The following is a 25910-nucleotide window of genomic DNA, read 5'->3' on the forward strand; positions in this document are numbered from 1 at the left end:
ATTTGTCGCGATTTGTTGGTGGCGAGGACGCGGAAGCGGTGAGACCAAGCCCGATCACGGGCCGAAGTGGCCATCCGCGGCGATCATCCGACAGCGGCGCGCCCGTAAATCGCCTCGAGCAGCCGGAGGTTCTCATCCGGCGCGTAAAGCTCGAGATAGGCTGCCCGTGCGGCCCGTCCCCACGCTACCGCAAGGTCCGCGGCACCCAGAAGGTCAGCGATCCGGCCCCGGAGTGCGGCCGCATCGCCCGGCGGCACCAATGCACCGGTCTTGCCGGCGGTCACCACCTCGGCAAGTCCGCCGATCTCGGACGCGATCACCGGCGTTCCCCGCGCAAAGGCTTCGACCACGACCATCGGAAATCCCTCGTACCATAGCGACGGCACGACCAATGCCCGGGCATTCGCCATTTCCCGAAGCACCTCAGCGCGCGAGAGTGTACCAAGGAACGTGACATTGCCGGGCGCCCGGGCCTCGAGCGCAACGCGCTCCGGCCCTTCGCCCACGATCCGCAAGGGCACGCCGGTCGCGGCAACAGCCTCGAGCAGCACGCCGACGCCCTTCTCGCGGCTCAGCCGTCCGACGTAAAGCAGCCCGGCGCGCGGCGTCGCCGGATCGGGCGCACCCGGATCGGTCATGAAGTTCGGCTTCACGTCGATCCGGTCTGCGCTGAAGCCGGCCTGCGTGAACAGGGTTTTGGCAAACTGCGTCAGCGCGATCAGGCGCAGCCCGGGACGGGTCCAGGTGCCGCGGCGCTGGTGCTGCGCGATCATGTGGGCCGAGGCCATCGAGCCCGGAAGCGACCCGCGGTAGCAGCGGTGCGCGACGCCCCAGAGATGGCCGTGGTCCAGGCACTTGTGGCAGATGCGGCCGTCGCGCAGCAGCATGCCGCCGGTGCAGATCGTGCGATAATTGTGCAGCGTCACCACCGCTGGCACGCGCTTTTGCCGGCACAGATCGAACACCGCGGGCGATAGCAGCGGGAAGAAGTTGTGGACGTGCACGACGTCAGGGCGAAAGCGGTCGATCGCCTCAGCCACGACCCGCCTTCCCTCCGCATTATCAGCGATCGACAGCGTGGCCGAAATCCGCGCGGCGAGCGAATTGATTGCCGCGTTGCTCACCGTGAGCGTTTCAACGCTGTGTCCCGCGCTGCGCAACAGGTCGACTTCCGCTTCGAAGACGACGTCCTCGCCGCCGCGCCCCTGGTACCTGTTGTGGGCGACCAGGATCTTCATGACCGGCGCGTCGGACCTGAAGACCAGCGTAGCTCCGTCACCAGGCTTTGGTCGGCGGCGAGCGTCCCCGAGCCGATCAGCGTCGTTGCCGGCACCTTGAGATCGAAGGACGGCGAATACCAGCCCGCCGGCATGATCTCGTCGCCGCGATACGACATCCAGCTGAGCGCTGCCGGCAGATCGAGCTCGCCGTGTCCGCCAGGCCACGCGAGCTGCGCGGTGCGCCCTTCGAGCTTGCATTCGACCTCGGGACCGAGATGCCAGCTGAGGCTCGCCGGCACCGCAAACCCTTCATCAGCAATCACAATATCGGTGACGACGAGCCGCGCCGCCTGACGCAGCAATCGCACCGAGCGGCGATGCACGAGACCCGCTTCGTCCTGATATCCCGCGTGCTCCGCGACCCAGCTCGCGTCCGCATCACGATCGTCCAGACCGTTCGATGCGATCAGCCGGCTGTGCGCATGCCGGATCCAGAGAAACGGCCCGCCCGACACCGACTGGTCGCGCGCGAACAGGCAGAGCGTATTGTGCGCCAGTGTGGAACGGAAGTAGGCGCGCCATCGCGGATCGCCGTGGTAGCAATAGGTGCCGGGATCGGCGAGGATATCGACCCCGCCGATCCTGCATTCGAGCGACAGCGCATCCGCATGGGCATGCGCCGCGATGCGGCCGAAGCCATGCGGACCGTGGTCGCAGCGGCACCACACCGCTCTGTCGGCATCGACGAGAAAGGCCTGCCCCGCCTCCTCCAGCAGATGCGGACGATGCTGCGGCCGCACGGCAATCGGACGCGCCGTAATGCCGTCGGTCAGAAAAAATGTACGCAGATCGGGCTCCGGCAGTCCGGGCCACCATGGCAGATCGCCAAACAGGCGCGCGCCGGTGGCGAGCAAACCGAGCCAACGATTGCCGTCGTGATCGTCGAGCAACAGGCCCGTGCCGTCGTCGCCATCGCCCTGACGCGGCGGATGAGCGCGATCATCCAGCATCGCGGCAATGACGTCACTCATGCGGCACATCGTGATCCAGACCGCATCGTCAAGCGGATGTCCCGACGCCTCGCCCTGCACCGCCGCCGCGAGCAGGAGTTCGAGGACAAAGCCGTGGTAGTCGGTCGCGAGCTCGCTGTTGCTGCCGCAGGCAAGCGTTTGCGCAACGGCTTCGTGTGCCAGTGTGCCGGCGGATTGCTCGCGCCATCGCGCACTGTCGCGGAAAAACGGAAACGCACTGGCCGCCACGAACTGCCCGGCAGCCTCCGCGATGATGTGGTTGTTGGCGGACGAACCACGGCTCGGGAACTGCGACAGCCAGTATTGATGTGCGTAGAGCTGCGTCAGGAACAGCTCATTGTCCTCGAACAGCGCAGGAGCGCCGGGCCAGTTCTGGAGCAGTTGGCGCGCCCAGGTCCAGGAGATTAGCCGCACGCCAAGTTCGATCCCGCTGATCCAGTGCGGGCCGTGCGGGAATGGATTTTCGCGCCACCAGCTCGCCAGATGCTCGGCCACGCGCCTGGCGTAACGCTCGTCAGAGGTCAGGTAGTACGCAGCCGCGAGCACCGTGAGATGGTGGTGACGCGACGGCTCCCAGATGTATTTGATGTTTCCGACCGCGGCTTCGTCGCGATAAGGAATCGCAAACGCGTACAGGTCAGCGGGCGCCCGCTTGCCGCTGCGGACATCGACAAACCAGTCGGGCCGTTCGCCCAGGGCCCCATGATCTCTGGCAAAAATCCGCCAGCGGCCGGCGAGAATCTGGTCGGCACGATGGATCAGCCGCCCGGCGGCCTGCCGCGGAGCGTCGGCAGACAAAGGCAGCCGCTTCAGACGCGGCTGCCGCGAGCCAGGAGCGAGCCTGGCGCCGGCGTATCGTGCGATATCGGGCGGAGTGATGCGCCAGAGCAGGCGCAGCAGCTGGTCGTTCACCCGTCCCGCAAGCTCGGAGGGCTCCATGCGCTGCAGCCGGCGCAGATACCAGGCCGGATTCATCTTACGCCGGTCGAGGCACGCGCGACGCCCTGCTCTGCCGTGCCAGGCGTCAGATTGACCCGCATCCCGGTCGCCGCGCTTTCCTGCACCGCGAGCGTTGCGCGGGTTGTCGCAAGCAGCGATTCGAGTGCGATCGGCATCGCGGCCCCCGATGCGACCGCCGCGGTGAACGCATCCAGCATCGGCCGCTGGCCCTTGTCGAGCCGCGCTTTCTTCGCCATCCGCTGGCCGGCGTACCAGAGCTCAAAGCCCGAGAAATTATCAAAGGCGGCAAAGCCCGTGCCTGCCGATATTTCGAGCGCTTCCTTCGGCACACGCGGATCGCCGCCGGTGAGATAGCTGAGGCTTGCGACCGAACCATCGGCAAAGTCGAAGGTGGCGACGAGATTGTCGACATCCTTGCCCGTAGCACTTGCGGAGACACGCACCGGCTCGGCGCCGAGCCACCAGGACAACACGTCGATGAAGTGGCCACCCTCGCCGACGAAGCGGCTGCCTTCGCTCTCAGTCTGCAGATACCAGGATGATTTCTCCAGCGGGCCGGCGATGACGCGATATTGCAGGGTCTGCGGCCCTGCCGGCGTGAACGCCGCGCGCATGCCCCGCAGCAGCGGCGAGAAGCGGCGATTGAAGCCGACCATCAACCTGTTGTTGCCGGTGTCGCGGATGGTCTGCACCAATTGATCGAATGAGTTTGGATCGATCGCTAGCGGCTTCTCGACAAACACCGCCTTGCCGGCGCGCAGCGCCCGCGCCGCGAGATCGGCATGGGAGGCGTGGCGCGTCGCGATCAGCACCGCGTCGATATCGTGGGCCTCGATCGCCGAGGCCGCATCCGTCGAGGCGCGCGCGAAGCCGAACTTGCGCACTGCGGTGGCGCCGCTCAGGCCGGTATTCGTGGCGACCTCGACAAGATCGACGCGCTCGTTTTTCGCAAGCTGCGGCAACAGCATGCTGGAGGCATAATTGCCTGCACCGATGACGCCGAGCCGCACCCGGCCGCTGTGCACGGCAACGGCCGGACGATAAATCATCTGCATCGCGCGCGGAGCGGCGTCCGGATAGGCGAACACCATGCCGAGACTGACCTCACCCCGGCTCATGCGCTCGAACGCCGACGTCGCCTGCTCCAGCGGCACCGCTTCGGAAATCAGCGAGGAAAAATCGAGCCGCCCGTCGGCCAGCAGCGCAACGATGGCCTCCATGTTTCGCTTCTCGGTCCAGCGCACATGGCCGATCGGATAGTCGATGCCGCCCTCCTCGTAGAGCGGATCATATCGGCCGGGGCCGTAGGAGCGCGAGAACCGAACGTCGAGTTCCTTGTCGTAGAATTCATTCCACGGCAGGTTTAGCGTGCATTTGCCGATATCGACGATGCGGCCGCGGTCGCGCAGCAACCCGGCCGAACGCGCCGCGAGATCAGGATCGTCGCTGCCCGCCGTGATGAACACGCAATCGACGCCGTTTGCTGCCGTCAGCTGGTCGATCCGCGCGCGAAACTCGGCCGCGGCGTCACCCGATGCAACCGCACAAATCGCGGCGCCCGCCGCCTCGGCCTGACGACAGCGCGCCTCCAGCCTGTCAAGCCCGACGACCACGACACCGGCGCTGCGCAGCAGGCGCACCATGATCTGCCCGATCAGGCCGAGGCCGATCACGCAGGCGGTCTCACCGAAACGGATTTCCGACTGGCGCATCGCCTGCAGCGCGATCGAGGCGATCGTGGTGAATGCGGCCTGGTCGAGCGCGGCACCGTCCGGCAGCGGCACGCAGAGGTTCACCGGCACCCAATTGTATTCGGCGTGGGTCGCATATTGATTGCCGCCGCAGCAGACGCGCTGTCCGATCGAGAGGCCGCCGACGCCCTCGCCGACTTCCACGACGGTGCCCGACAGCGAGTAACCGAGCGGCGTGTAGGAATCGAGGCGGTTCATCACTTTCTGATAGGTCGCAACCAATCCCTGCTGGCGGACCGAACGCACCACCTTGGCAACCTGATCGGGTCGCGCGCGCGCCTTGCCGAGCAGCGACAGGCGGCCTTCGGTGAACTTCATCATCTCGGTGCCGGTCGAAACCGCCGAGAACGCCGTGCGCACCAAGACCCCGCCGGGGCGGCAGCGCGGCGCCGGCACGTCGATCAGCGTGAGCTCGCCGCTCTTATAATTCTGCGCGATCTGCTTCACAGTCGGTCAATCGCCTCAAGTTAACAGCGCTCCTTGTATCGCGCCCGCCGCTCGCAATGAAGCCAAGAACATCGTCATAGTTATCTCATTGCTCGCGAAATAACATCGTTATCATTCCAGCAACAGAACCGGTTTGGGCGAGATTTCGACCTCGCCGTTTGCGACAGGTCCTTCGCCACCGTCGAGGCCCTGGTAACGGCTGAAACGCGGGTCGACCCGGTAAAAGGACCGGCCCTTGGTGGTCCAGAGGATCAAGCCGTTGCGGCCATCCTGCATGCGAAGCTCGACGCGCCAAGTCGACGGTGACGTCCGCGAAGCGGTCACGACGCTGGCGCCAACCAACCATGACTGGACCGTACGGTAAGCCACTCCGCTCGGCAGCAGCCCGCGCGCCGGGTCCCATAATTTTCCAAAGTCGCTGCCGCCGCCGGCGAACTCATACCAATAGAACCGGTCGACGCCGCTGATCCATTTCAGGATATAGGCGCGCGCCAGACACCCGTCCGGATTGTCCTCATAGGACGACCAGCCGGCCTCGGTGTCCCAGATCGGCCTTGCGGACAGATCGTGCGCGGCGAGGATCTGCTTGAAGCGCGCAATGATTCCAAGCACCGCTTCGGGTTCGCTCGTGTAGCCGTGGAAAGCGAAGACATCGGCATATTGTCCGCCGCCTTGCGCCACGAATGCTTGTTGCCAACGATACCCATCCGGTGTGCCATTGGATGGCGGGGTCAGCACGATCAAGCTGGGATCGCTGGCCTTGATGATCTCGTAGGCTCGTTTTTGCATCTGGACCATGGTCGCGATATCGCCCGAGTAATATTTGGGATCCTCGGGTTCGTTCCAGATTTCCCAGTATTTGATGCGTCCGGCGGCGCGCGCAACGGCCGCGCGCACCCATTCATCCCATGACGCCAGATCGGCCGGCGGCGAGCTTGCACCGGGCGTGAACGCCGGCGGCGCATCCTTCACCGACGCGGCCCATCGCGGCGTGTAGGCGAGATTGAGAACGATATCGACGTGCTCGCGCTCCGCCGCCGCGAGGATGGCGTCGAAGCGCGCCCAATTATAGATGCCGGGCGCCGGGTTGATCTGCGCCCAGTAGATCGCGCCCCACACCCGAACGCCGTCGAATTTGAGCTCGGGCCATGGCTGCGACTGCCCGATCGCGTTGATCGTCATGCCGAAAAGCGTCGGCGGGATCACCGCATTCACGCGGCTCGCATTGAGTGCATCGTTTGCCGTCGAACCGTTCCACTGCAGCGGCCATTTGGAGGCCAGCGGCGCGAGCGCGCTCAAAACCAGTGCAATCAATGCCCTTTGGCCCCAATCCCTCACCTTGCCTGCCATGTCCCTGTCTCGTCGCCGTCACATCCTTGCCGGGATTGCATAATGGAAGCCGCGCATGTTAATGCCGATGTTAGTCGGATTGTGATGTTGTTAGGTCAATGGTATAGATCATCGCAGATGTCGAGAGCTGAACCATCACCGCGGCGGATCCTGATCATCGTCGAGAACCTTCCGGTTCCTTTCGATCGCAGGGTGTGGTGCGAAGCAACGTCGCTGCGCAAGGCGGGCTATGAAGTTTCGGTGATCTGCCCGAAGGGCCGCAGTCATAACGCGTCCTATGAATGCCTCGAGGGCATTCACATTTATCGCCATCCGATGCCGGTGGAAGCGCGCGGGATCGCCGCCTATCTCATCGAATATCCGGTCGCGCTGTTCTGGGAAACGTGGCTCGCGATCAGGGTCGCGTGGAAGTACGGCTTTGACGTGATCCAGGGCTGCAATCCGCCCGACCTGATCTTCCTGATCGGCCTCCTGTTCAAACTCGGCGGCAAGCGCTTCGTGTTCGATCATCACGACGTCAATCCCGAGCTCTACGAAGCAAAATTCGGCCGCAGGGACATGTTCTGGCATCTGCTGCGGCTGGTCGAATATCTCACCTTCAAGACGGCGAGCATCTCGATCGCGACCAACGAATCCTATCGCGATATCGCGATCACGCGCGGCGGCATGCCGGCCAATCGCGTCTTTGTGGTGCGCTCCGGCCCCAATCTCGACCGGGTGCGCTCGCGCCCGACCGATCCGGCCTGGCGCAACGGCCGGCGCTACAGCGTCGGCTATGTCGGCGTGATCGGCCAGTCGGAAGGCATCGATCTCCTGCTGCAGTCGATCGGCCACATCGTGCACGATCTCGGACGCACCGACATCCAGTTCAACATCGCCGGCACCGGGCCGGAGTGGAGTGCAGTCGTCAAGCTGTGCAAGGAGATGCGGCTCTCCGACTATGTGAACTTCACCGGCGCCGTCGCCGACGACGCGCTGTTCACGATGCTCTCGACCGCCGACGTCTGCGTCAATCCGGACCGCGTCACGCCGATGAACGACATCTCCACCATGAACAAGATCATGGAATACATGGCGCTCGGACGGCCGATCGTTCAATTCGACGTCCGCGAGGGCCGCCGCTCGGCGCTCGATGCCTCGCTCTATGCAGCGAAGAACGACCCGAAGGATTTTGCCAGCAAGATCATTGCGTTGATCGACGATCCGTCATTGCGGCAGACGATGGGTGCATTTGGCCGCAGCCGCATCGAGGACGAATTGTCCTGGACCCATGAGGAACCGAAGCTGCTCGCTGCCTACGAGGCATTGTTCGCCAAGAACGTCCCTTCGAAGGTTTCCTGGCAGAGCCGCGCCCCGCGCGCGAATGCAGCCGCCGAGCGATCGACCTCACAGGCATCCAGCGTCAACGCCAATGCGGCTGCCGGGCGGGCATCGCGTTGAACGCCCTGCCGCCTCACGCACGTCAAACGCGACGCGGCCGCGGCCGGTCGCACGTCCCTGGATTGTTGAAGGTCGAAGCATGAACGTCAGCATTTTCGGCCTGGGCTATGTCGGAACGGTCTGCGCCGCCTGCTTCACCGAACTTGGCCACCAGATCATCGGCGTCGACAAGAGCGTCGCGAAAGTCGACCTGATCCGCGAAGGCAGATCGCCGGTGATCGAGCCGGGCATCTCGGACAAGGTGGCGCGCGCGGTTGCAATCGGTCAGCTGACCGCGACCACCGACGCCACCGAGGCGATCGTCAACAGCGACATCTCGATGGTCTGTGTCGGCACGCCATCGTCCGGCAATGGCAACCTCGACCTGACCGCCATACGACAGGTCGCCATCGAGATCGGCCGCGGATTGCGCGCCAAGAACGCGCCGCATACCGTGACGATCCGCTCCACCGTGCTGCCCGGCACCACCCGCGGCACCGTCGGACCGCTAATCGAGGAAGCATCCGGCAACAGGATCGGACGCGATTTCGACCTCGCCTTCAATCCGGAGTTCCTGCGCGAAGGCAGCGCGATTGCGGACTTCAACGCGCCGTCCAAGACCGTGGTCGGCGCCTTCAATCAGGAAACCGCCGATCGCGTGATGGCGCTCTACAAGGATCTGCCGGGCGCCAAGATCACGCCGCCGGTCGAGACCGCCGAGCTGGTGAAATATGTCGACAACAGCTGGCATGCGCTGAAGGTCAGCTTTGCCAACGAGATCGGGACGATCGCGAAGACGCTCGGCATCGACGGACGCGACGTCATGAACATCTTCCTGCAGGACACGCGGCTCAACATCTCGCCGGCCTATCTGCGGCCGGGTTTTGCTTTCGGCGGCTCTTGCCTGCCCAAGGACGTCAAGGCGTTGAAACACCTGGCACACAGCCGCGGGCTGTCGACGCCGGTGCTCGAAAGCATCCTGCCGAGCAACGACATGATCATGTCGCGCGGCGCCGACTGGATCCTGTCGCATGAGGGCCGCCGCATTGCCTTCCTCGGCATCAGCTTCAAGGCCGGCACCGACGATGTTCGCGACAGCCCCTTCGTTGAGCTGGTCAAAAGCTTGCGCGGTGAGCAGCGCGACATCCGGATCTACGACCCCAACGTGCGGCTGTCGCAACTGATCGGCGCCAACCGGGACTTCATGATGCGCAACCCGGATTTGGTCGGTTTGCTGCATGACGATGTGACGGCGACAATCGAATGGGCCGACATTATTGTGCTGACGACGGCCGATCCGTGCTTCGTTGCGGCGCTGAAGGCGACCCGCCCCGACCAGGTCGTGCTCGAACTGTCGGAGATCGGATTGCCCCGCGAGGTGCGCGCCAAAGTGAGCGGCTTCCACTGGTAGGGATGACCATGGCCACCATGGGCCAGACCCGCGACCGACCCGAAATCCGCTTCCACGACGAGATTTCGTCGGAGTGGGAGGCGCTGCACCAGAGCCGCACCTTCAGGGCGCGCACGGCCGCGATGTTCGATCTACTCGGAAACGCGGACCTCAACGGGCAGCGCTGGCTGGATGCGGGTTGCGGCACCGGAACGCTCTCCCGCCTGCTCGCCGCACGCGGCTGCGACGTCACGGGCGTCGACGCCTCGTCGGAGATGATTGCGGCCGCACGCGGCCGCCCCGCCGACGGCACGCCGGCCAGACGGCTCACGTTCCAGCAGATCCCGACCATCGCCAGCCTGCCGTTTGCCGATCGATCCTTCGACGGCGTGCTCTGCGCGAGCGTGCTGGAATACGTCCCCGACGTGGCACAGTGCCTTAGCCAGATCCATCGCGTGCTCAGGCCCGGCGGGCTGCTCTTGGTCTCGATCCCCAACCGTGGATCGCTGCTGCGCCAGAGCTACAAGCTCGCGTATGCGGCCTCTTCGCGCGTGTCGGCGCGGCCGCTGTTCCGCTATCTCGCTTTCTCCAAATTCGACGCCTCGCCGGCCGCGATGCAGGGCCTGCTGCGACAACACGGTCTCACCATACTGGGTGCCAGTTTTGCCGGCTCTCCGCTGCCGCCGGCGCTCGACCGCCGGCCCGCAGTCGGCACGCTGATCAATATCCTTGCGCGGCGCGACGACTGATGCGGCAAGCAGGTGCCTGCGTCATGCCTTGATCGCCATCAGCGACTTGGTCATGCCGAGATATCGTTCGCGATAGATCTTTGCGTCCGGAAACGTTTCCGTCATTTCGCGCCAGTCGAACAGATGCCAGTCCGGCGCGGTCCGCTTGAACCAGAAGCGGTTGAAAACTCCGATTAGCGCGATCTGCAGCCGCCTGGGCAACAGGACGATGATGCCGGGCAGCCAGGTATGGCTCTCGATCGGAAAGTATCGATACGGCGTCTGCACGTAAAAAGACCTTGCGACCCGCGAGATCTCGCCCGCAAAGCGGTTCTGGTGCTCCCGCGCGATACTCCGGAAGGCCGCGTCGTTCTCGATCATCACGACGTCCTGCTTCGGTCCGGTGACGTGTTCGATCACCGACGAGCAGAAGCAGAAGTCGAACGCCTGATCGTCGAACGGCAGGCGCTCGGTTTCCTGCAGCAGCACCGTCTTGAAGCCAAAACGCTCGCGCGCAGCCTTCAGATCCTCGGCCGATATGTCGCAAACCGTGATGTCGGCATGGCGGGGCAGGATCGCGCGAATATGCCGGCCGGTCCCGCCGCCGAGATCGAGGATTTTCGCATCGAGCGGCAGGTTCACAGCGCGGACCAGGAACTCGCCGCGCCGCTTGCGCGCTGCACTGGAAAATCGGGCTTGAATTGCGCCCAGCAATGTCAGTCTCCTGCTACCGGTCGGTTCGATCTAGCACGGCGCGCGCGATCCTTCACGCAACTGAGCGTCGATTTGCCTGTCGCGCTCACTTGATGGCCTCGAAGAAGATCGACTCGTCCGGCCGGTTGTCGAGCCGGTCGATGTCGGGACAGATGCCCTCGCGATAGGCCCGGGTGTGGGTCTGCGAACACCCCGCGTCGCGGAACAGCGCCGCGAGCGAGGCGCGGGTAAAGCCCCAATGATGGGCGAAGGCAGCCTCCTTGCGGCGCTCGATCTCGAACACGCCTTTGAGGAAGGCCTGCGGCGCGGCCGGATCATAGAGCGCGACGATTCGCTCCATATCGGGGACGACAATGCGGCATACCCCGCCCGGCGCCAGCACCCGGGCGATCTCGCGCGCCAACCGCTCGACCTCGTCGGGAAACAAATGCTCGAAGACATGCGCGCTGAACACCGCCGACAGGCTGCCAGCCGCGAACGGCAGCGGCTTGGTCAGATCCATGTAGCGGAGCCCGGCGAACTTGCCTTGGCGGTGCTCGGCGTAGCGGGCATCGCCCAGCAGGCCGGCGAGATGCAGCGCCTTCGCCGCGAACGGCACCCGCGCGATCCACAGATGCATCGTGATGTCGGTATTGATCCAGCCCTCGATACCGCAATTGAAGGCGCCGATATGCAGCCGCTGCAGCAAGCGGCCGGGTGCATCGTCGGTCATGTCCGCTCCCGCGCCGAATTGGTCAGCACAACGGTTATCACCGACGCCGCGCTGGAGGCCACCATCGCCGCAACCGCGCCCATCACCTGCCAAGCCGCTGCCGCGAACGGCAGGACGCAGCACAGCGCAGCGAGGCCGGCGATCCGGCTCAGCATGAATCGCTGCGGCTTGCCGGTCGCAAACAGCGGCAGCGCCAGGCCGAGCCACACCGCGTCGAGCGCCATCGCAGCGGCCATCAGGGCGAGGCTGCCGGTGCCGATCTCGTAACTCTGCCCGTGGATCACAAGCGCGAGAATGCGCTGGCCGAGCAGCACGACCGCCGCGCCATAGGCCACCGCGATCGAACCGAGCAGTAGGGCATTTTCGCGCGCGGCAACGGCGACCGCGCTGCGCCTGCCGGCGCGCAGCTCGGCCGCGATTTCCGGCAGGCGCACCGAAAACATCGTCGCGCAGAATTGGCTGAGCGGTGCGAACACCAAAAGCAGGATCCGCAGCGACGCGCTCGCGTCCAGCCCGATGAGAAGGGCGCAAACCGGGATCAGCCCGATGCTGCCGATCCAGTAGGTGAGCGAGGTCGCGACGAACCAGCGGCCGTTCCTGAACAGCCGCCGCAGCGAGCCATGAAGGATCCTGGTTTGCGGCCACGCCAGTTCGCTTGTGTAGGCCAGTAGCAGGTTGCCGGCGATCGCCGCCGAGATCGCGATGCACGTCATCGCCGCAGCAGCGCCGGAGAGCTTGAGGGCGATCATCAGCCCGGCCGAAGTGACGAGCGCCACGCAGTAGGTCAGCGAGGCCATGACTGCGCGCGGCAGCCGTCCGTCGAGATAGGCGATGCGGCGGAACATGCTTTGCAGACGGACCGCCGGGATTGCGAGCCCGGTCGCAATCATCAGTCCGCCCGCGCTACTACCGACCGCAACCATCGCGAAGCCTGCAATCACCAGCAGCAGGCCAAACGCAGCCGAGACCAGCAGCGACGACAGATAGAGACCGAGCCGCAGTTGCGCCCATAGCGATTTCGGGATCCGATGCGCGGTCGCCGGCAGGCCGTCGTCGAACAGACCGCGCAGACACACCGCCTCGATCAGGATCGAGAACGACCAGGCGACGCTGAAGCTGCCGAACGCATTGATATCGAGCACATTGGCCAGCACGATCGTCAGCCCGAAGGCCGAGCCGCTGAGCATCGCCTGGTCGACCAGGCCGAGCCCGACATTGCCCCCGGCGCGCCGCAGCCGGCGGAGCGCTCCGCTCACGGCACCGGCGACCCTGGTCTGGGTTGCCACGCGATCCAACATGTCGGTCAACGCACTCACGCCTCACTCACACGCAGTCTGGCGAACGCCCGACGCGGCGCCACTTGCAGCCTGGTCTCCGGACCGAAATAGCACCAGAACACCAGCACGCAGCCGAAATAATTGTGCAGCAGCTGGCTCGAGTCGTTGGCCGACGCGATCACGACGAACAGCAGCATCGCGAACGGCGCCAGCCAGTACATCCCTTTCCGTTCGAACGTGAAGACGATGGTGTTCCACAACGCCCGCGCCAGCAGCAGCACATAGAGTACGCCGCCGAGCAGACCGAACTGGAGAAAGGCGTCGAGATAGGAATTCTCGAACGAGCCGAACTCGGTATTCCAGGGCGCCATGCTCGTCAGCTCGTTCGCAGGCGAGTTCGGCAGTTCGTTGAAGAACCCTGAGAAGCCGTAGCCGAGCCAGGGGTGTTGCCAGAAGAAGTACGGCCAGACCGACCAGAGGAACGAGCGGCCGGTCAGGTTTCCACTGCGGCCGACCAATCCATACAACTCGTCGCTCGGCACAGTGAACACGACGAGCGCGACAAAAGCGAGGCAAAGCCAGTAGACCGAGGCGGCCCCCCTGTGCCCGAGCACCACCAGCAGCAGCCCGAAAGTCACGGCGAGCGCCGTCAACATGCTGATCAGCGGTCCTGCAGCACCGGCCGCGGCAAGCGCAAATAGATGACATCCCATCAGCAACAGCGACCAGCCGAACTGCCGCCGCGGCCCCGCCAGCATGCGCACGAAACTGATCAGCACCATAAGACCGAAGAAGGCGCCCGCGAGATTCTTGTGGCCGAACACGCCGGCATAGGCCTGGGTCCCCAGCACCGTCGGCCGATGCAGCGGGTCGTAGTCCCATTGCGAGCCGATCACCGGAAACAGCAGGACGTGAACGATCAGCACCACGATCCCGATCCGGAACAACGTGTCGACGAGACGGTCGACGGGACAACTGATCACGACCCATGCCGAGAACATCGTGGTCAGGAGATACATCGCGAACTTGATCGACGAGCCCGCGGGATCGGCACTCAGCGCCAGCGACACCAGCGCGAAGGCAATGAACGTCAGATAAAGATGCGACCGCAGCATCAGCAGGCCGAAGCGCTTCCGATCGACCGCAACGTGCAGCGTCAGGAGGACATAGAGTAGCAGCCACGCGCCGCGGAACAACGTGGATTCGCCGGCTCTTTCCGCGAACGAGATGCCCTCGATGAAATTGAACAGGAAATAGATGCAGCCGAGCACCATCACCAGATAGGCGTGCAGAAAGACATCGGTTCGCAGCCACCATCTGCCGATCATTGCAAGACTTCCTGCCGGGCCGGCGCCCTCAAGAGATGATCGACCGCGGCAGCGAAGCGCGCAGTGGCGTTCTGAAGCGCGCCTCGTCGCACGCTTCGCCGGGACTGCTGCGACATCTCCTCCCAGCGCGCGGGATGTTCGAGCAGGCCGCGCGCCGCGTCGACCCACATTTGTTCATCGAGCGCACAAACATGGCCATTCTCGTGATCGCGGACCAGTTCGCCGCCCGCCCCGACATGAGGCGACACCAGGCAGGGAACCCCGCACTGCAGGGCCTCGTTGCACACCAGCCCCCACGGTTCCAGCAGCGAGGGCAGCAGCAGCAGCCGTGATTGCAGGTAGATCTCCGATATCGCCTGCCACGGCACATAGCTGTCGTGACTGACATCGATTCCGGCGCCGCCAAGCCGCGCCAGCATGCGCCCCTCGGCGGTGCCGGACCCGACCACCCGGACCTTCAGGCCGGGCAAGATCCTGCCGAGCGCGATCGCGACGTTCTCGAAGAAGATCGCGTTCTTGGCGTCGTCATTGATGCGGGCACACCAGAGTAGATGAAATGGACGGTCGTGGAAGTCAGGCACCGTGTCCGGCGGCTCCCATGCCGGCACCAGTGGCACCACGAACAGATCGTCGTCGCGAACGCCCTGATCGCGGAAATAGGCCCTGCCCTTGTCGCTGCAGCACACGACCGCGCCGCACTGCCGCAGCAGCCAGGGCCGCGCCAGACGGTGATAGGCGGTATCCGGCATCGTCTCGCGCCAGCCGTCGATCGTCAGCGCGAGCGCCTTGCCGTTGGCGCGCGCCCATGCCGCGCCGGCCAACATCGAGGGATAAAAGCCGTTGACGAAGAGCAGATCGGGCGCGAGCGCGTTCAAGGCACGGCCGATCCCGACATTGAGATGGGTGTGACGCGACCGCGACAGCGGGATCGATACGCCGGGCACGGTGCGCGTCGTGTAGCGCGGCGTGAACGAGCCGGCCCAGAAGCGATCGGCCTCCTGCGCGGTACAGGACAGCACGGCGAGATCCAGCCCCCGGTCAACCAGCTCGTTGTAGAGACGGTTGGTGTAGGGTGTGATCATGTTGTTGAAGACGACCACGCGCGGCGCCATGGCTTATCGGTCCGGCGGCGGCACCGGCGCCTCGTCGCGCCGGCAGAGCGCCCCGCAATGATAGGTCGCAAGCCTGGTCGCGAGCGCCGGGCTGACCGACAACAGCGACTTCCGCACGACGCTCTTCGCGAGCCCCGTCAGCCGCGACGAATGGAATGCGTGCACCGGCGGGCTGTGGTCATAGGTGCCGAAGCCCGTGACATGGAGCCCCGCGGTCTCCAGCACCAGGCGGAACGTGTCGGGCGTGTAGAAATTGATGTGGCCGATGTCGAGGGTCGATTGCAACGCCCGGCGATTGGTCCGCGCGTGCAGCTCGCACGGCACTTCGACATAGATGAAGGTCCGCGCCACCCGGGCGAGCTCGTGCAGGAATGTGCGCGGTTCGGGCACGTGCTCCAGGACGTGGCTGGCATAGACGAGATCGAACGACCCGTCGGCGAACGGGATCGTTGCACCATCATAGCTGGACCAGCGGAACGGGGCCGCGGCAGCACCGTCGGTCTCCAGATTGGTCGCGGGATCGATGACGTCGATGCCGGTGAAGTCGCGGCCGACGCCGATCGCAGACAGCCGCGCCAGCACGGCGCCGGTGCCGCAGCCGACCTCGAGCACACTGCCGATCTTGGCGGCGGAGGGACCGAGCAGGCCGGCGATGTGATCGGCCTTGTCGACGGCGCAGACGCGGCGCCAGTCGCGCTCGCGCGCCGAATAGACGCCCTCATAATGCGCGTTGTGCTGTCCGACGCTGAATTCCATCGTCATGGTGTGGCTATCGCTCCGGGTCGCGCGTCTCACTCGGTGTAGCCATATCGCCCATAGTGCGAGTTGTAATAGTAGTTCTTGCCGCCGTAGCCGCTATAGCGGCTCATCGCGGCGATATCGGCCTTGTTGAGCACGACGCCGAGCAAGTTCTCGTTGACCGAGCGCGCGCTGCGCAGCGCCCGCTCGACCACCTGAACCTGGGTCTTGCCCCATTCCACGATGAAGACGAAGGAGTCGACGAAGTGCGCGGTGATGCGGACATCGACCACCGGCGTGAGCGGCGGGAAATCGACGATCACGTAGTCATACTGGCTGCGGGCCCCGTCGATGAAATCCTTCATCTGATCGGAAGCCAGCACCTCGTGCGAATGCGCGATACGCGACCGTGTGGCGCCTGGCAGGAAGGCAAGGCCGGTCTCGGGATCGCGCCACACCGTGTCCTGCAATGTCGCATTGTTCGACAACACGTCGAGAATGCCGCGCTCGGCATTCGCGGCGACCTTGCGGCTGAGCGAGGGATTGCGCAGGTCGCAATCGATCAGGAGCACCCGCGCCCCGCTTTGGGCGACCAGTTGCGCGAACACGAAGGCCAGCGTCGACTTGCCCTCGTTCGGCAGCGCCGAGGTCAGGCCAAGGATCTTTGACGGCTTGGTGACATTGAGGTCCGCATTGACCTTGATCGAGCGGATCGCTTCCGAGAACCGCGAGAATGGCGAATCAATCGCGGCCCACAGCACCGGCTCATCGCCGCGCTGGATCATGCGCGCGCCGACCGGCAGGTTGGGACGACCGGCCACCAGCGCCTTGAGCTGGCTGGGCGAGATGCGGGGAACGATCGCGACGCAATCGGCGTCCAGGATGGTCTCAACCATGTCGGCGGTGCGGAATACCCGGTCATAGAGATCGCGCAGCACGCCGAGCCCGAGCCCGGCGATCAGGCCACCGAGCGCCGAGAGCGCAAGCACCACGAAGGTCTGCGGATGGCTCTTGCTGAGCGGACGCGAGGCACGGGTAATCACCCGCGCCTCGCTGACCGGGAACGACTGCTGCTGCACATTCTCCATGTAGCGCTGCAGGAAATTGTCGTACAGCGAGCGATAGGTCTGCGCCGAGCTCTCGAGCTCGCGCAGCGTGACCTGCGCCTGGTTGGTGGACTGCGACTGCGACACCGAGTCGTTCACGGCGCGCTCGATCTCGTCCTGGCGCTGCAGGGCGATCGCATAGTCGCTCTTATAGCTCTCGGCGAGCCGCTTCAGCTCGTCCATGATCGACGACTGGATCTCGCGCATCTGGTTGCGCAGATTCACGGCGGCCAAATGATTATAGCCATAGCGCGACGACCAGTCGGCCTCGCGATTGGCCAGCTCGAGATATTGCGAGCGCAGCTTGGTGATGACCTGGTTGTTCAGGGTATCGGCCACCGTCGCATCGGGGACGCCCCCCTTCACCACCGCCTCGATGCGGTCAAGCTTGGCCTTGGCGTCGGTGACCTGCGACTTCACGTGGAGCAGCTGCGTGTTGAGCTCGCCGAGCTGTTGCTCGTTGAGCAGCTTGCCGCTGGAGGTGACGATGTTGTTGGTCTTCTTGTAATCGAGCACCGCGCGCTCGGCATTGGATGCCTGCGTGCGCAGCTCCTGGATGCGGTCCTGCAGCCAGACGCTGGCGCGGCGCGTCGCCTGATATTTGGAGTCGAGCTGGTCGACGATGTAGGCGTCAGCGACGGCGTTGGCGATCTGCGCCGCGCGTTCGGGATAGAGCGAGCGGAAGCCGACCTCGATCACATAGGTCATGCCGCGGCGGCGGACGTCGAGCTGCTTCTGGAAGGTGCGGACCGCGCGCCGGGTCCGGTCGAACTCGTTGGGCGGCGCGCCGCCGGCGAGCAGGCCGGACACGAAATCGAGCACGGCTCCCGCCGCGCCGGTCCTCGAGCCGATGAATTCCGGATCCTCGTTGAGCTTGAGGTCGCGGATCACCGCGAGCGCCACGTTCTCCGATTTCAGGATTTCGACCTGGCTCTCGACCGCCGAGGAATCGACCGGGAGTTCACTCACCGGCGATTGCTGCTGGAAGGCCTGAAATTTGCGCGTGTCGATGATCATCGTGGCGAGCGCGGTATAGCTCGGCGCCGCCGTCATCAGATAGCAGATGCCGCCGAACAGGCAGAGCCCGGCGGTCCCGAGGATGACCCAATACTGCCGCAGCAGATAGGTGACGAAGGCGTCGAAGGTTTCCGCCAGCGACGGCAGTTCAGCCGGACGATTTCTCAGATCGACAGAAGGCGAAATCTGATTGCGCTGAAGCATCTCGTCCTATCGCCGCGCCGGCAGGACGCATCCTGCCCTCGCGCCCTCCAATGATCCTTCGAAGCGTCCCGCCGCCGACACCGAAGCGCGTTGCTGCAGAAAGTTCGCCATTGCCGATCGGAGGCCTGCTCAGGGAGTAACTGTTAATATCGAAACACGTGTCGTGCCGGTGCTCGCACCGGTCGTCTGAGGGAGCCGGCTCTGTCCACCGGGAGCTTGCGCCCTTGCGGCGCCGCCGGGCGCCGCGAACACGGACATGAGCCACACCACGGGACACGACGCGGAAAAGCCGCCGGATCGCTCAAATGTGAACACAACCATCTCCCTGACGACGACTAACAGTTCGTTAGCATAATCGGAGTTATCACGCCAATTAAATACCCTTGCTAAATACCCTTGCCGGCCGCCGCCCCGGCACGACCCGCCAAATCAACGTTAACTGGCGGGCCGAATGACAACCCTGGCGCCATGACCGCTGCGGCCGCTGCCGGCCCCCTCTCTGGAGCAGAAGGACTGTGACAGGCCCGCCCCCGGCAAGGCCGCCATAACAACGACATAACCGGTGATCCGGAACGATAACTCGATCATTGAATGGCTTGCACCGGCGTAGTCGCGAACTTGATCGAGTTGCGGAGCAGCGTCGCGTTGTAGGCGGCCACGATCGGATCGTTCACCGTTGCGGTCACGAGGCGGATCTGCTGCATGAGCTTGGCGTCCTCGACCGACGCCGCGTTCGACGCATAAAGCACGTCCTTGTTGCGCAACTGGAAACGCGTGGCCAGGAAATAGCCGGCCGGATCGCGGAAATTGATGTTGTAAACGACCGGGATGATCGGCCCGGAATATTTGCTGACGTCGACGCCGAGCTTGGCGGCCACTTCGGGCAGCTCGCCGCGATAGACGAACACCGAGGCCGGATCGGCCGACGAATCGTTCAGGCCGCCTGCCTTGGCGACGGCCTCGGCGAGCGAGATGCGCCACGCTTCGAAATTGAACTGGCCCTGCGCGCCTGAAGCGCCGAAGGCGACGAAGGTCTGCGGCTCGCGGTAGACATAGATGGTGTCGCCCGGATGCGCGTAGATGTTGCTCTTTGGCTCGTAGACCAGCTGGCCGAACGGCACGGTGGTGCGCTTGCCGTCCCGCTCGAGCATCACCCAGGTATCGAAGCCCTGCCCTTTCGGGCCGCCGGCGCGCGTGATGGCGTCGAGCACGTGCTCGCCCGCGGCATTGGCGGGAAAACGGTTCGGCGCGTTGACCTCGCCGAGCACAGAGATCAGCGAGGTGCGCTGCTCGATCAGGGCGACCACCGCCTGCGGCTCGATCGCGCGGTTCTTCAGCGCATCGACGATCGAGCGCTGCACCTCCGTCGGCGTGCGGTTCTTGGCGCGGATCGCGCCGGCATAGGGCACCGAGATGTTGCCATCGGTATCGACGTTCTGGTTCGGCAGAGTGATGTAGTTGCCGGGACGCACGCCTGCCTCGACCGGAATGAACAGGCCACCGGCGGCGGCCTCGAAGATCGTGACGCTGACGACATCGCCGATGCCGAAGCGGATGTCCTTGGGCGGCGGGCCTTGAATGCCTCCGGCGAGTTGCGGCGCGAACGACGCCAGTACGTTCTCGACCTGCGGCGTGATCTTGACCACCGCGTAGGGCAGGCTTTCCGGATCCCGCTGCCCGGCGACGACATCAGAACTCGTCGGACCGTTGGTCGGCATGTAATGGCAACCGCTGACCCAACAGGCGGCCGCAAGCAATAACATTCCTCGAATGAAATTCGCACGCGACATACAAATACTCCGGCCGTGCCGTAACACGCCGACTATCACAATCACAAGATTCCGCGGTATGTTGCACCACAATTGATAAGGAATGTTAGCAAGGTGAGGCAATTTAGCGACACCGACGCGTCGCCGTGAGGAAAATGGCCGGCGCGACATCACTCCGGCTTTGATTTGGTGTGATGTTCCGATTATCTGTGAATGAGATGGTTTGAGTTAACCGATTGAGGGTTCGATGGCCCGCATGAAGCCACTGGCGATCGCATTGGGAACCGTCGCCTTGCTGCTTGGCAGCTCCGGCGTTTTCGCCGCTGAGCTGGGCATTTCCCCGGCCCCACGCGCCGTGCAGCGGGCGAGCAGCGACTGCCAGCGGCTGCAATATTGTCATGGCGACGTCTGCCAGTGGAAACGGGTTTGCTGGCACGGTTGTCCGGACCGTTACTCCTGCGCGCCGCTCTACGGCGCCTACGGGCCGCACGGCGGCCGCGATTATTGGGCCGCCTATAGCTATGGCGACCTGCGCCCGTTCTGAATGTTAATCAACTAACAAAATCACCGGCCATTCGAACATTGCCCGACGGATTCGCGACGATCAGGTTAACCCCTGCTTAGGACCCGGCCCGCTATGATGCGGGCACAGGGTTTGGTTATGTTATTTGTTTTCGTTGGTAATTTGATCGGCGGCGCCGTTCTCGGGTTGCGCCAGCAGTGCCTGGTGCTGGCCCCGGTCGCGCTTGTGGAACTCACGCTGCTCGCCGCCATCGGAGGCACATGGCCGGAGACCATGCTGCTCATGATCACCGCCGTCGTGTCGCTGCAAGGCGGATATCTCGCGAGCACATTCGCGCCGCTGTTCTGGTCTCGCACCTCGATTCCACTTCTCGCCCTGCGCCGCCCGCACTAGCGTGGCTCGACGCTGCCTCATTTGACGTGCCCGATTTCGATTGACCTCGCGGCGAGCCCGGGGCATCCCGCTGCCTTGCGTTCTCATCCTCCGCAGGATCTGTTTCCCAAGGATTTGCCCCTCTCGTGTGGAACGTCACGGCCTTTATCTGCATCTTGATCGGGGCGTCGATTCCGGTGGGTCTGTTCGACGCATCGCTCGCAACCGGCCTCGTCGGCGCCGCAACCTCGCTTGGGCTGCTGGCAAGCCTGATGGCGATCCGTCCGGGTGAACTTTCGTTCCTGAAGTCGGTTGTCGGCCCCGCTGTTGCGGCGGCGCTCGTGCCGATGTTCTGGATCATCCTGCAGATGCTTCCGCTCTCGTTCTGGGCGCATCCGGTGTGGAAGTTCGCCGGCGAAACACTGGGTGCACCGCTCAGCGGCAGCGTCACGATCGACACCGGCGCCAGCCTTGGCGCGCTGCTGCTCTGGCTGTCGCTGCTATCAGTCATAATCACCGCCGCCGCGATCGCGATCGATGTCCGCCGCGCCGACATGGTGGCCCGCACCATTGCAGCAACGGCTACGGTCGCGGCCCTGATCCTGCTGTTGGACAGCGATCCCGTCAAAGTGTGGCTTGGCGTTGCCGGCGCTGCGCGCGATGAGACGGCAAACGGATTCCTGGTCATCGCTCTCGTTGGCGTTCCGCTCAGCCTGGCGCGCGCACTCGACACTCGCGGACATGCCGGCCGCGCGGCGGTTCGGTTGGCGCAGCTGCGCGGGTTGCTCGCCGCCAGCGCGCTGTTTTGCGCCGCCTGCGCCTGCTGGTACGGGCGTCGCGGCGCCGCGATCGCACTCGCTGCCGGCATCGCTCTCGTCGTGATGACCTTCGCCGCGCGAAAGCTTCATTTGCATCGCTGGAGCAGCGCCGGAGCGGCGGCCGCAATCGCGCTGATCGCGCTGGCGACGGCGATCGCCAACCGTCATCCCGATGTCGCGCTTGCCGTCGCCTTCGTCCATGCGCCGGCCGATCTCGTGCAATCGACCCACAATCTGCTCGCCGACCTGCCCGCACTCGGCAGCGGCGCCGGCACCACGGCGACGCTGGCATCGACATATATGGACTGGCAAGGCGCAACCACGCGGCCCGTGATTGCGACCAGCGCCGCCGCCTTGATCACCCAGTTCGGTTCCGCCATGTTCTGGACTTTACTCGCGGTTACGATCCTGGGCATCGCCGCATTCACGGCCGGCGCACGCAATCGCGGCCGTGACTGGTCCTATCCCGCGGCGGCCGCGGCCGTGATGCTGACGCTGCTGCTTGCCGCCTTCACCTTGCCGGAATTGCCGGCGCTGCCCGGAGTGATCGTGTTGGGAGCCGTGATCGGAACAGGACTGGCCCAGCGGATCAGCCGTTCACGGTTGCAGACGGGCTAGACGACAGATGCGCAGCCTCCTCCGGCGCATTGTCGGCCAGACCGGCGACCTCGAACATGACGAGGGCGACGAGCCCTGCATCTACGCCGTCGGCGATATCCACGGACACGCCGACCTGCTGCACGAGATCTGCGCACGCATCGATGCCGATATCCGCAGGTCGCGGCCGGCGCGGCCGATCCAGGTGTTCCTCGGCGACTACATCGATCGCGGACCGGATTCGCGCGATGTGATCGCCATGCTCGATCAACGCCGCCAGACCCGTAGCATGGTCTGCCTGCTCGGCAATCACGAGGCCTGCCTGCTGGAGTTTCTGGTCAATCCCGACATGCTCGCGCAGTGGCGGCAGTTCGGCGGCCTGCAAACGCTGATGTCCTATGGACTGACACCCTCGCCCAATCCCGACGCCGCGGAACGGCAGGCGCTCGCCCAGCAATTGGTGCGCCAGATGCCGCCGGCCCATCTCGCCTTCCTGCGATCGCTACCGATCACCTATTCCTCCGGCCAATATTTCTTCGTGCATGCCGGCGTCAGGCCCGGCATCGCGCTCAAGCAACAGCGCAAGGAGGACCTGCTCTGGATCCGCGACGACTTCCTGATGTCGGAAGATGATTTCGGCAAGGTCGTGGTCCACGGCCACACGCCGGTGCATGAGGCCGAACTGCTGCGCAATCGCATCAATGTCGACACCGGCGCCTATGCGACCGGCCGCCTGACCTGCGTCAAGCTGGAGGGAGCACGGCGAACCCTGCTGACGACCGGCAACCGGGCCGCACGCCATGGCTAGCGCGAAGGCTGACGCGATCAACCGGTACGCGCGGCACCTGTCGCCGGCCTTCGTGCCGGCCGCGGCTGCGATCGGCGCCGCGACGCTGGCGTTGTCGGCCTGGTGGCTCGGCGCGGAAGCGTTGCGCGGCAAGCCTTCGCTCGCGGCCGATGTCGGCGTGATCAGAAGCGAGCTCTGGCTGCGCGAGGGCTGGAGCGAACTGCAGACGTCGCCCGAGACGGCCGAAGCCGCCTTCACGCGCGCGCTTCGCCTCTCGCCGATGGACGCCGGCGCCTGGTTCGGCCTCGCCTCGGCGACCGGGCGGTTCGACTGGCTGAACCCGACCGCATCGAAGGCGCTGAAGATGTCATACTACACCGGCTTCAACCGTAGCGACCTGATCGCGCCGCGCCTGGTCCTGCTCGCGCAGGTCGACACGACACGCGATGTGGAGCTGGTCGATCTGCTGCAGCGGCAGATCCGCCTGATCCTCACCCGCGCGCCGGAGCTGAAGGGCGCTATCGTCCAGGCCTATCGCGTGGCGACCGACGCCAACCGCCGCATCATCGAGGCGGAATTCAAGGACGCCAACCAGAGCTTTCCGGAGTAACGCGCGCCAGCACGTTGGCGGCGTCAGATGCCCAGCCGTCAGGCACCCGGCCGTCAGATGCCTTTGTGGCGCAGCACCGCACCGACCGTGCGCAACAGGATGCGCAGGTCAAGCACGAAGCTCCAGCTCTTGATGTAGATGAGGTCGTGCGCGACGCGCAGCTGCATGTCCTCGATCGCCGGCGTCGCGCCGCGCAACCCCTGCACCTGGGCGAGACCCGTGATGCCGGGCTTGACGTGCTGGCGCTGCGCATAGCTCGCGATCAGCTTCGAATATTTGTCGTCATGTGCCAGCGCGTGCGGCCGCGGCCCGACCAGCGACATGTCGCCGCGCAGCACGTTCACCAGCTGCGGCAGTTCATCAATGCTGCGCCGGCGCAGCGTTGCGCCGATCCCGGTCAGCCGCGGATCGTTCTGACGAGCCTGGGTGATGACGTCGCCATCCTCGAGCACATGCATCGAGCGGAATTTGAGGATATGGAACTGCTTGCCGTCAAACCCGTTGCGGCGCTGCCGGAACAGGATCGGCCCCCTGGAGTCGAGCTTGATCGCAATCGCCGTCCCGATCAACAGCGGCGCGAACAGCACCAGCAGGCCGCTGGATGCCACGATGTCGAACAGGCGCTTGCCGGCTCGCTCGAGCGAGGTAAGTGGCGAGCGCTGCATTTCCAGCGTCGGTATCGGCCCGGTCGCCACCATCCGCAGCGCCAGGAATCGTTCCGCGGTCCGATCGGGCAGCAGCCGCACCGGCAGCGGTGACGCCCGTAGCTGATCGCACACGAACTGGATGCGCGGCTCCTGCTGCCAGGGCATGGCAAGGATGATCTCGTCGGCGCCGCACTCCCGCGCCGCGTGGATCGCGGCTGCTACGGCCGCCCGATCGCTCACGTCGTCTGACAATCCGGAAAGCTGGATCCGTCGCACCTCGCTGAGGCCGAAATCGCGCAGCAGGTTCGATTGCCGCACCCGGGACAATTCGTCCGCCATCCCGACCACGACGGCGCGGCGCGTGGCCAGCATGCCGCGGTCGATCGCGCGTTGCAGCGGCGCCTGCAGCAACATCCGTCCGGTCACCAGCCCAAGGCTGCCGATCAGACCAAATGACATCACCGATCCGCGCGAGACGCCGGAGCCAACCTTCAAGAGGAAGATGATCAGGGTCATCAGCAGGACAACCAGCAGCCAGCCGCCGAGCAGGCTACTCCAGCGCCGGTCGAGACCGGCCAGTACCTGGGCATTGTAGAGGCCCTGCGACTTCGCCACGAACATGTGAAGGATCGCGGCGAGGACCCCGATCCCTAGAAAACCCTCAAAGCTGTTGCTATAAACCGTGTGGTAGTAGAACAGATGATAGGCCGCGCCACCAATGATGCTGGACAGCACGACGATGATCATCTCGAAGGCGACAGCAAACGCTTCGAGAGAGGCAAAAGCCAACGAGAAGGCGCCGAAGTTAACCGGTACCTTCGCTATTCGAGCGTCCGAAAGGTCGGTCATCGGGAATTAACATTCGTGTTAACAATTCATATGTGTATTATCAGGCAGGTTGTGAGCTCGCAAGGCCTGCCGGCAATATCGGACAGAGAGCGTCTATGACTTCATCGGCTGGCGAAACCGAGGCCGCGCTGGTGGCCCTCCTTCACTTGATCCGCCTGATGGGCGCCGAGCTCGTCGCAGGCCAGCACCGCGACGACGTCGAGGTGCTGGTCAAGGCGGTTGAAACAAAGCTGCGATCGGCCCGCTTTCCGGCCGAAATGCCGAATCAGGACATCGTCAGAGGTCTGGACCTGGCACAGGCCAAACTACGTCCAATCCTCGAGGAGCTGCGCGCAAGATCGGAAAAGGCGCATCTGAGCGACCAGCTGCTGCTGGCTCCCAGGCCCCCACGTATCCATTAACGGATCAGCCTTCTCGATTAACGGATCAGCCTT

At 64.6% G+C, this 25910-nt stretch carries 22 protein-coding genes; 9 read left to right on the plus strand and 13 right to left on the minus strand.

Features of this window, described 5'->3' with window-relative positions:
- Positions 1-83 precede the first annotated feature (83 nt).
- The 4 genes from ABIB78_RS16770 to ABIB78_RS16785 all read right to left on the minus strand — a co-directional run bounded on the left by ABIB78_RS16770 (position 84) and on the right by ABIB78_RS16785 (position 6759).
- Positions 84-1238 (minus strand): glycosyltransferase, encoded by a 1155-nt coding sequence (locus ABIB78_RS16770; protein ID WP_429026383.1) that lies wholly within the window; start codon positions 1236-1238, stop codon positions 84-86.
- Positions 1235-3226, minus strand: coding sequence for an alginate lyase family protein (locus ABIB78_RS16775; protein ID WP_429026386.1), 1992 nt, complete (start codon positions 3224-3226; stop codon positions 1235-1237). Before ABIB78_RS16775 ends, ABIB78_RS16770 begins: the two co-directional genes overlap by 4 nt.
- Positions 3223-5409 (minus strand): bi-domain-containing oxidoreductase, encoded by a 2187-nt coding sequence (locus ABIB78_RS16780; protein ID WP_429026389.1) that lies wholly within the window; start codon positions 5407-5409, stop codon positions 3223-3225. The genes ABIB78_RS16775 and ABIB78_RS16780 overlap by 4 nt, the downstream gene beginning before the upstream one ends.
- A gap of 111 nt (positions 5410-5520) precedes the next feature.
- On the minus strand, positions 5521-6759 hold the full coding sequence (locus tag ABIB78_RS16785) for a glycosyl hydrolase (RefSeq protein ID WP_429026392.1): 1239 nt from the start codon (positions 6757-6759) through the stop codon (positions 5521-5523).
- Between the two features lie 117 nt (positions 6760-6876).
- On the opposite strand from ABIB78_RS16785, the gene ABIB78_RS16790 reads away from it, so the two are divergent.
- The 3 genes from ABIB78_RS16790 (at position 6877) to ABIB78_RS16800 (ending at position 10317) form a co-directional block, all read left to right on the plus strand.
- Positions 6877-8199: a glycosyltransferase family 4 protein gene (locus ABIB78_RS16790; protein WP_429026393.1), complete on the plus strand. Its 1323-nt coding sequence runs from the start codon at positions 6877-6879 to the stop codon at positions 8197-8199.
- A gap of 79 nt (positions 8200-8278) precedes the next feature.
- A complete protein-coding gene (locus ABIB78_RS16795; RefSeq protein ID WP_429026395.1) occupies positions 8279-9589 on the plus strand; it encodes a nucleotide sugar dehydrogenase in 1311 nt (436 codons plus the stop codon).
- Between the two features lie 8 nt (positions 9590-9597).
- A complete protein-coding gene (locus tag ABIB78_RS16800; RefSeq protein ID WP_429026398.1) occupies positions 9598-10317 on the plus strand; it encodes a class I SAM-dependent methyltransferase in 720 nt (239 codons plus the stop codon).
- Between the two features lie 21 nt (positions 10318-10338).
- Here the strand turns inward: ABIB78_RS16800 and ABIB78_RS16805 are convergent, their stop codons facing one another.
- The 8 genes from ABIB78_RS16805 to ABIB78_RS16840 form a co-directional block, all read right to left on the minus strand.
- Positions 10339-11010 (minus strand): class I SAM-dependent methyltransferase, encoded by a 672-nt coding sequence (locus ABIB78_RS16805; RefSeq protein ID WP_429026401.1) that lies wholly within the window; start codon positions 11008-11010, stop codon positions 10339-10341.
- A gap of 85 nt (positions 11011-11095) precedes the next feature.
- Positions 11096-11722: a class I SAM-dependent methyltransferase gene (locus ABIB78_RS16810; RefSeq protein WP_429026403.1), complete on the minus strand. Its 627-nt coding sequence runs from the start codon at positions 11720-11722 to the stop codon at positions 11096-11098.
- Positions 11719-13038: a polysaccharide transporter gene (locus tag ABIB78_RS16815; protein ID WP_429026409.1), complete on the minus strand. Its 1320-nt coding sequence runs from the start codon at positions 13036-13038 to the stop codon at positions 11719-11721. The genes ABIB78_RS16810 and ABIB78_RS16815 overlap by 4 nt, the downstream gene beginning before the upstream one ends.
- Positions 13035-14327 (minus strand): O-antigen ligase family protein, encoded by a 1293-nt coding sequence (locus tag ABIB78_RS16820; protein ID WP_429026411.1) that lies wholly within the window; start codon positions 14325-14327, stop codon positions 13035-13037. The genes ABIB78_RS16815 and ABIB78_RS16820 overlap by 4 nt, the downstream gene beginning before the upstream one ends.
- Positions 14324-15439 carry a glycosyltransferase family 4 protein gene (locus tag ABIB78_RS16825; RefSeq protein WP_429026413.1) on the minus strand — a complete coding sequence of 372 codons (1116 nt, stop codon included), beginning with the start codon at positions 15437-15439 and terminating at the stop codon, positions 14324-14326. The genes ABIB78_RS16820 and ABIB78_RS16825 overlap by 4 nt, the downstream gene beginning before the upstream one ends.
- A 3-nt stretch (positions 15440-15442) precedes the next feature.
- Complete coding sequence (locus tag ABIB78_RS16830) at positions 15443-16201, minus strand: methyltransferase domain-containing protein (RefSeq protein WP_429026415.1); 759 nt, start codon at positions 16199-16201, stop codon at positions 15443-15445.
- A gap of 29 nt (positions 16202-16230) precedes the next feature.
- On the minus strand, positions 16231-18504 hold the full coding sequence (locus tag ABIB78_RS16835) for a polysaccharide biosynthesis tyrosine autokinase (RefSeq protein WP_429026416.1): 2274 nt from the start codon (positions 18502-18504) through the stop codon (positions 16231-16233).
- Between the two features lie 584 nt (positions 18505-19088).
- On the minus strand, positions 19089-20222 hold the full coding sequence (locus ABIB78_RS16840; RefSeq protein ID WP_429026418.1) for a polysaccharide biosynthesis/export family protein: 1134 nt from the start codon (positions 20220-20222) through the stop codon (positions 19089-19091).
- Positions 20223-20520: 298 nt separating this feature from the next.
- Between ABIB78_RS16840 and ABIB78_RS16845 the strand changes: the two genes are divergently transcribed.
- The 5 genes from ABIB78_RS16845 (at position 20521) to ABIB78_RS16865 (ending at position 23980) form a co-directional block, all read left to right on the plus strand.
- Complete coding sequence (locus ABIB78_RS16845) at positions 20521-20817, plus strand: hypothetical protein (protein WP_429026420.1); 297 nt, start codon at positions 20521-20523, stop codon at positions 20815-20817.
- Positions 20818-20910: 93 nt separating this feature from the next.
- Entirely contained in the window at positions 20911-21189 is a 279-nt protein-coding gene (locus ABIB78_RS16850; RefSeq protein WP_429026423.1) for a hypothetical protein, read from the plus strand.
- A gap of 125 nt (positions 21190-21314) precedes the next feature.
- Positions 21315-22604 carry a hypothetical protein gene (locus tag ABIB78_RS16855; RefSeq protein WP_429026425.1) on the plus strand — a complete coding sequence of 430 codons (1290 nt, stop codon included), beginning with the start codon at positions 21315-21317 and terminating at the stop codon, positions 22602-22604.
- Positions 22605-22611: 7 nt separating this feature from the next.
- A complete protein-coding gene (locus tag ABIB78_RS16860; protein WP_429026427.1) occupies positions 22612-23391 on the plus strand; it encodes a metallophosphoesterase family protein in 780 nt (259 codons plus the stop codon).
- Positions 23384-23980, plus strand: a complete 597-nt coding sequence (locus tag ABIB78_RS16865; protein WP_429026429.1) for a hypothetical protein — start codon at positions 23384-23386, stop codon at positions 23978-23980. The genes ABIB78_RS16860 and ABIB78_RS16865 overlap by 8 nt, the downstream gene beginning before the upstream one ends.
- A gap of 53 nt (positions 23981-24033) precedes the next feature.
- Here ABIB78_RS16865 and ABIB78_RS16870 read toward each other — a convergent pair whose 3' ends face one another.
- Positions 24034-25416, minus strand: a complete 1383-nt coding sequence (locus ABIB78_RS16870; protein ID WP_429026432.1) for an undecaprenyl-phosphate glucose phosphotransferase — start codon at positions 25414-25416, stop codon at positions 24034-24036.
- Between the two features lie 155 nt (positions 25417-25571).
- Here ABIB78_RS16870 and ABIB78_RS16875 point away from each other — a divergent pair, with 155 nt between their 5' ends.
- Positions 25572-25877, plus strand: coding sequence for a hypothetical protein (locus tag ABIB78_RS16875; protein ID WP_429026434.1), 306 nt, complete (start codon positions 25572-25574; stop codon positions 25875-25877).
- Positions 25878-25910: the final 33 nt, after the last annotated feature.

The sequence above is a fragment of the Bradyrhizobium sp. I1.14.4 genome (assembly GCF_050435825.1).
In the GTDB taxonomy this organism is placed as follows: domain Bacteria; phylum Pseudomonadota; class Alphaproteobacteria; order Rhizobiales; family Xanthobacteraceae; genus Bradyrhizobium.

Excerpts from the sequence above, each read along its gene's own strand:
- ABIB78_RS16835 (WP_429026416.1), bottom strand. The coding sequence starts at position 18,504 with ATGCTTCAGCGCAATCAGATTTCGCCTTCTGTCGATCTGAGAAATCGT.
- ABIB78_RS16830 (WP_429026415.1), bottom strand. The coding sequence starts at position 16,201 with ATGACGATGGAATTCAGCGTCGGACAGCACAACGCGCATTATGAGGGC.
- ABIB78_RS16850 (WP_429026423.1), top strand. The coding sequence starts at position 20,911 with ATGATGCGGGCACAGGGTTTGGTTATGTTATTTGTTTTCGTTGGTAAT.
- ABIB78_RS16860 (WP_429026427.1), top strand. The coding sequence starts at position 22,612 with ATGCGCAGCCTCCTCCGGCGCATTGTCGGCCAGACCGGCGACCTCGAA.
- ABIB78_RS16840 (WP_429026418.1), bottom strand. The coding sequence starts at position 20,222 with ATGCCGACCAACGGTCCGACGAGTTCTGATGTCGTCGCCGGGCAGCGG.
- ABIB78_RS16770 (WP_429026383.1), bottom strand. The coding sequence starts at position 1,238 with ATGAAGATCCTGGTCGCCCACAACAGGTACCAGGGGCGCGGCGGCGAG.
- ABIB78_RS16800 (WP_429026398.1), top strand. The coding sequence starts at position 9,598 with ATGGCCACCATGGGCCAGACCCGCGACCGACCCGAAATCCGCTTCCAC.
- ABIB78_RS16820 (WP_429026411.1), bottom strand. The coding sequence starts at position 14,327 with ATGATCGGCAGATGGTGGCTGCGAACCGATGTCTTTCTGCACGCCTAT.
- ABIB78_RS16790 (WP_429026393.1), top strand. The coding sequence starts at position 6,877 with ATGTCGAGAGCTGAACCATCACCGCGGCGGATCCTGATCATCGTCGAG.
- ABIB78_RS16775 (WP_429026386.1), bottom strand. The coding sequence starts at position 3,226 with ATGAATCCGGCCTGGTATCTGCGCCGGCTGCAGCGCATGGAGCCCTCC.
- ABIB78_RS16875 (WP_429026434.1), top strand. The coding sequence starts at position 25,572 with ATGACTTCATCGGCTGGCGAAACCGAGGCCGCGCTGGTGGCCCTCCTT.
- ABIB78_RS16845 (WP_429026420.1), top strand. The coding sequence starts at position 20,521 with ATGGCCCGCATGAAGCCACTGGCGATCGCATTGGGAACCGTCGCCTTG.
- ABIB78_RS16785 (WP_429026392.1), bottom strand. The coding sequence starts at position 6,759 with ATGGCAGGCAAGGTGAGGGATTGGGGCCAAAGGGCATTGATTGCACTG.
- ABIB78_RS16795 (WP_429026395.1), top strand. The coding sequence starts at position 8,279 with ATGAACGTCAGCATTTTCGGCCTGGGCTATGTCGGAACGGTCTGCGCC.
- ABIB78_RS16825 (WP_429026413.1), bottom strand. The coding sequence starts at position 15,439 with ATGGCGCCGCGCGTGGTCGTCTTCAACAACATGATCACACCCTACACC.
- ABIB78_RS16865 (WP_429026429.1), top strand. The coding sequence starts at position 23,384 with ATGGCTAGCGCGAAGGCTGACGCGATCAACCGGTACGCGCGGCACCTG.
- ABIB78_RS16810 (WP_429026403.1), bottom strand. The coding sequence starts at position 11,722 with ATGACCGACGATGCACCCGGCCGCTTGCTGCAGCGGCTGCATATCGGC.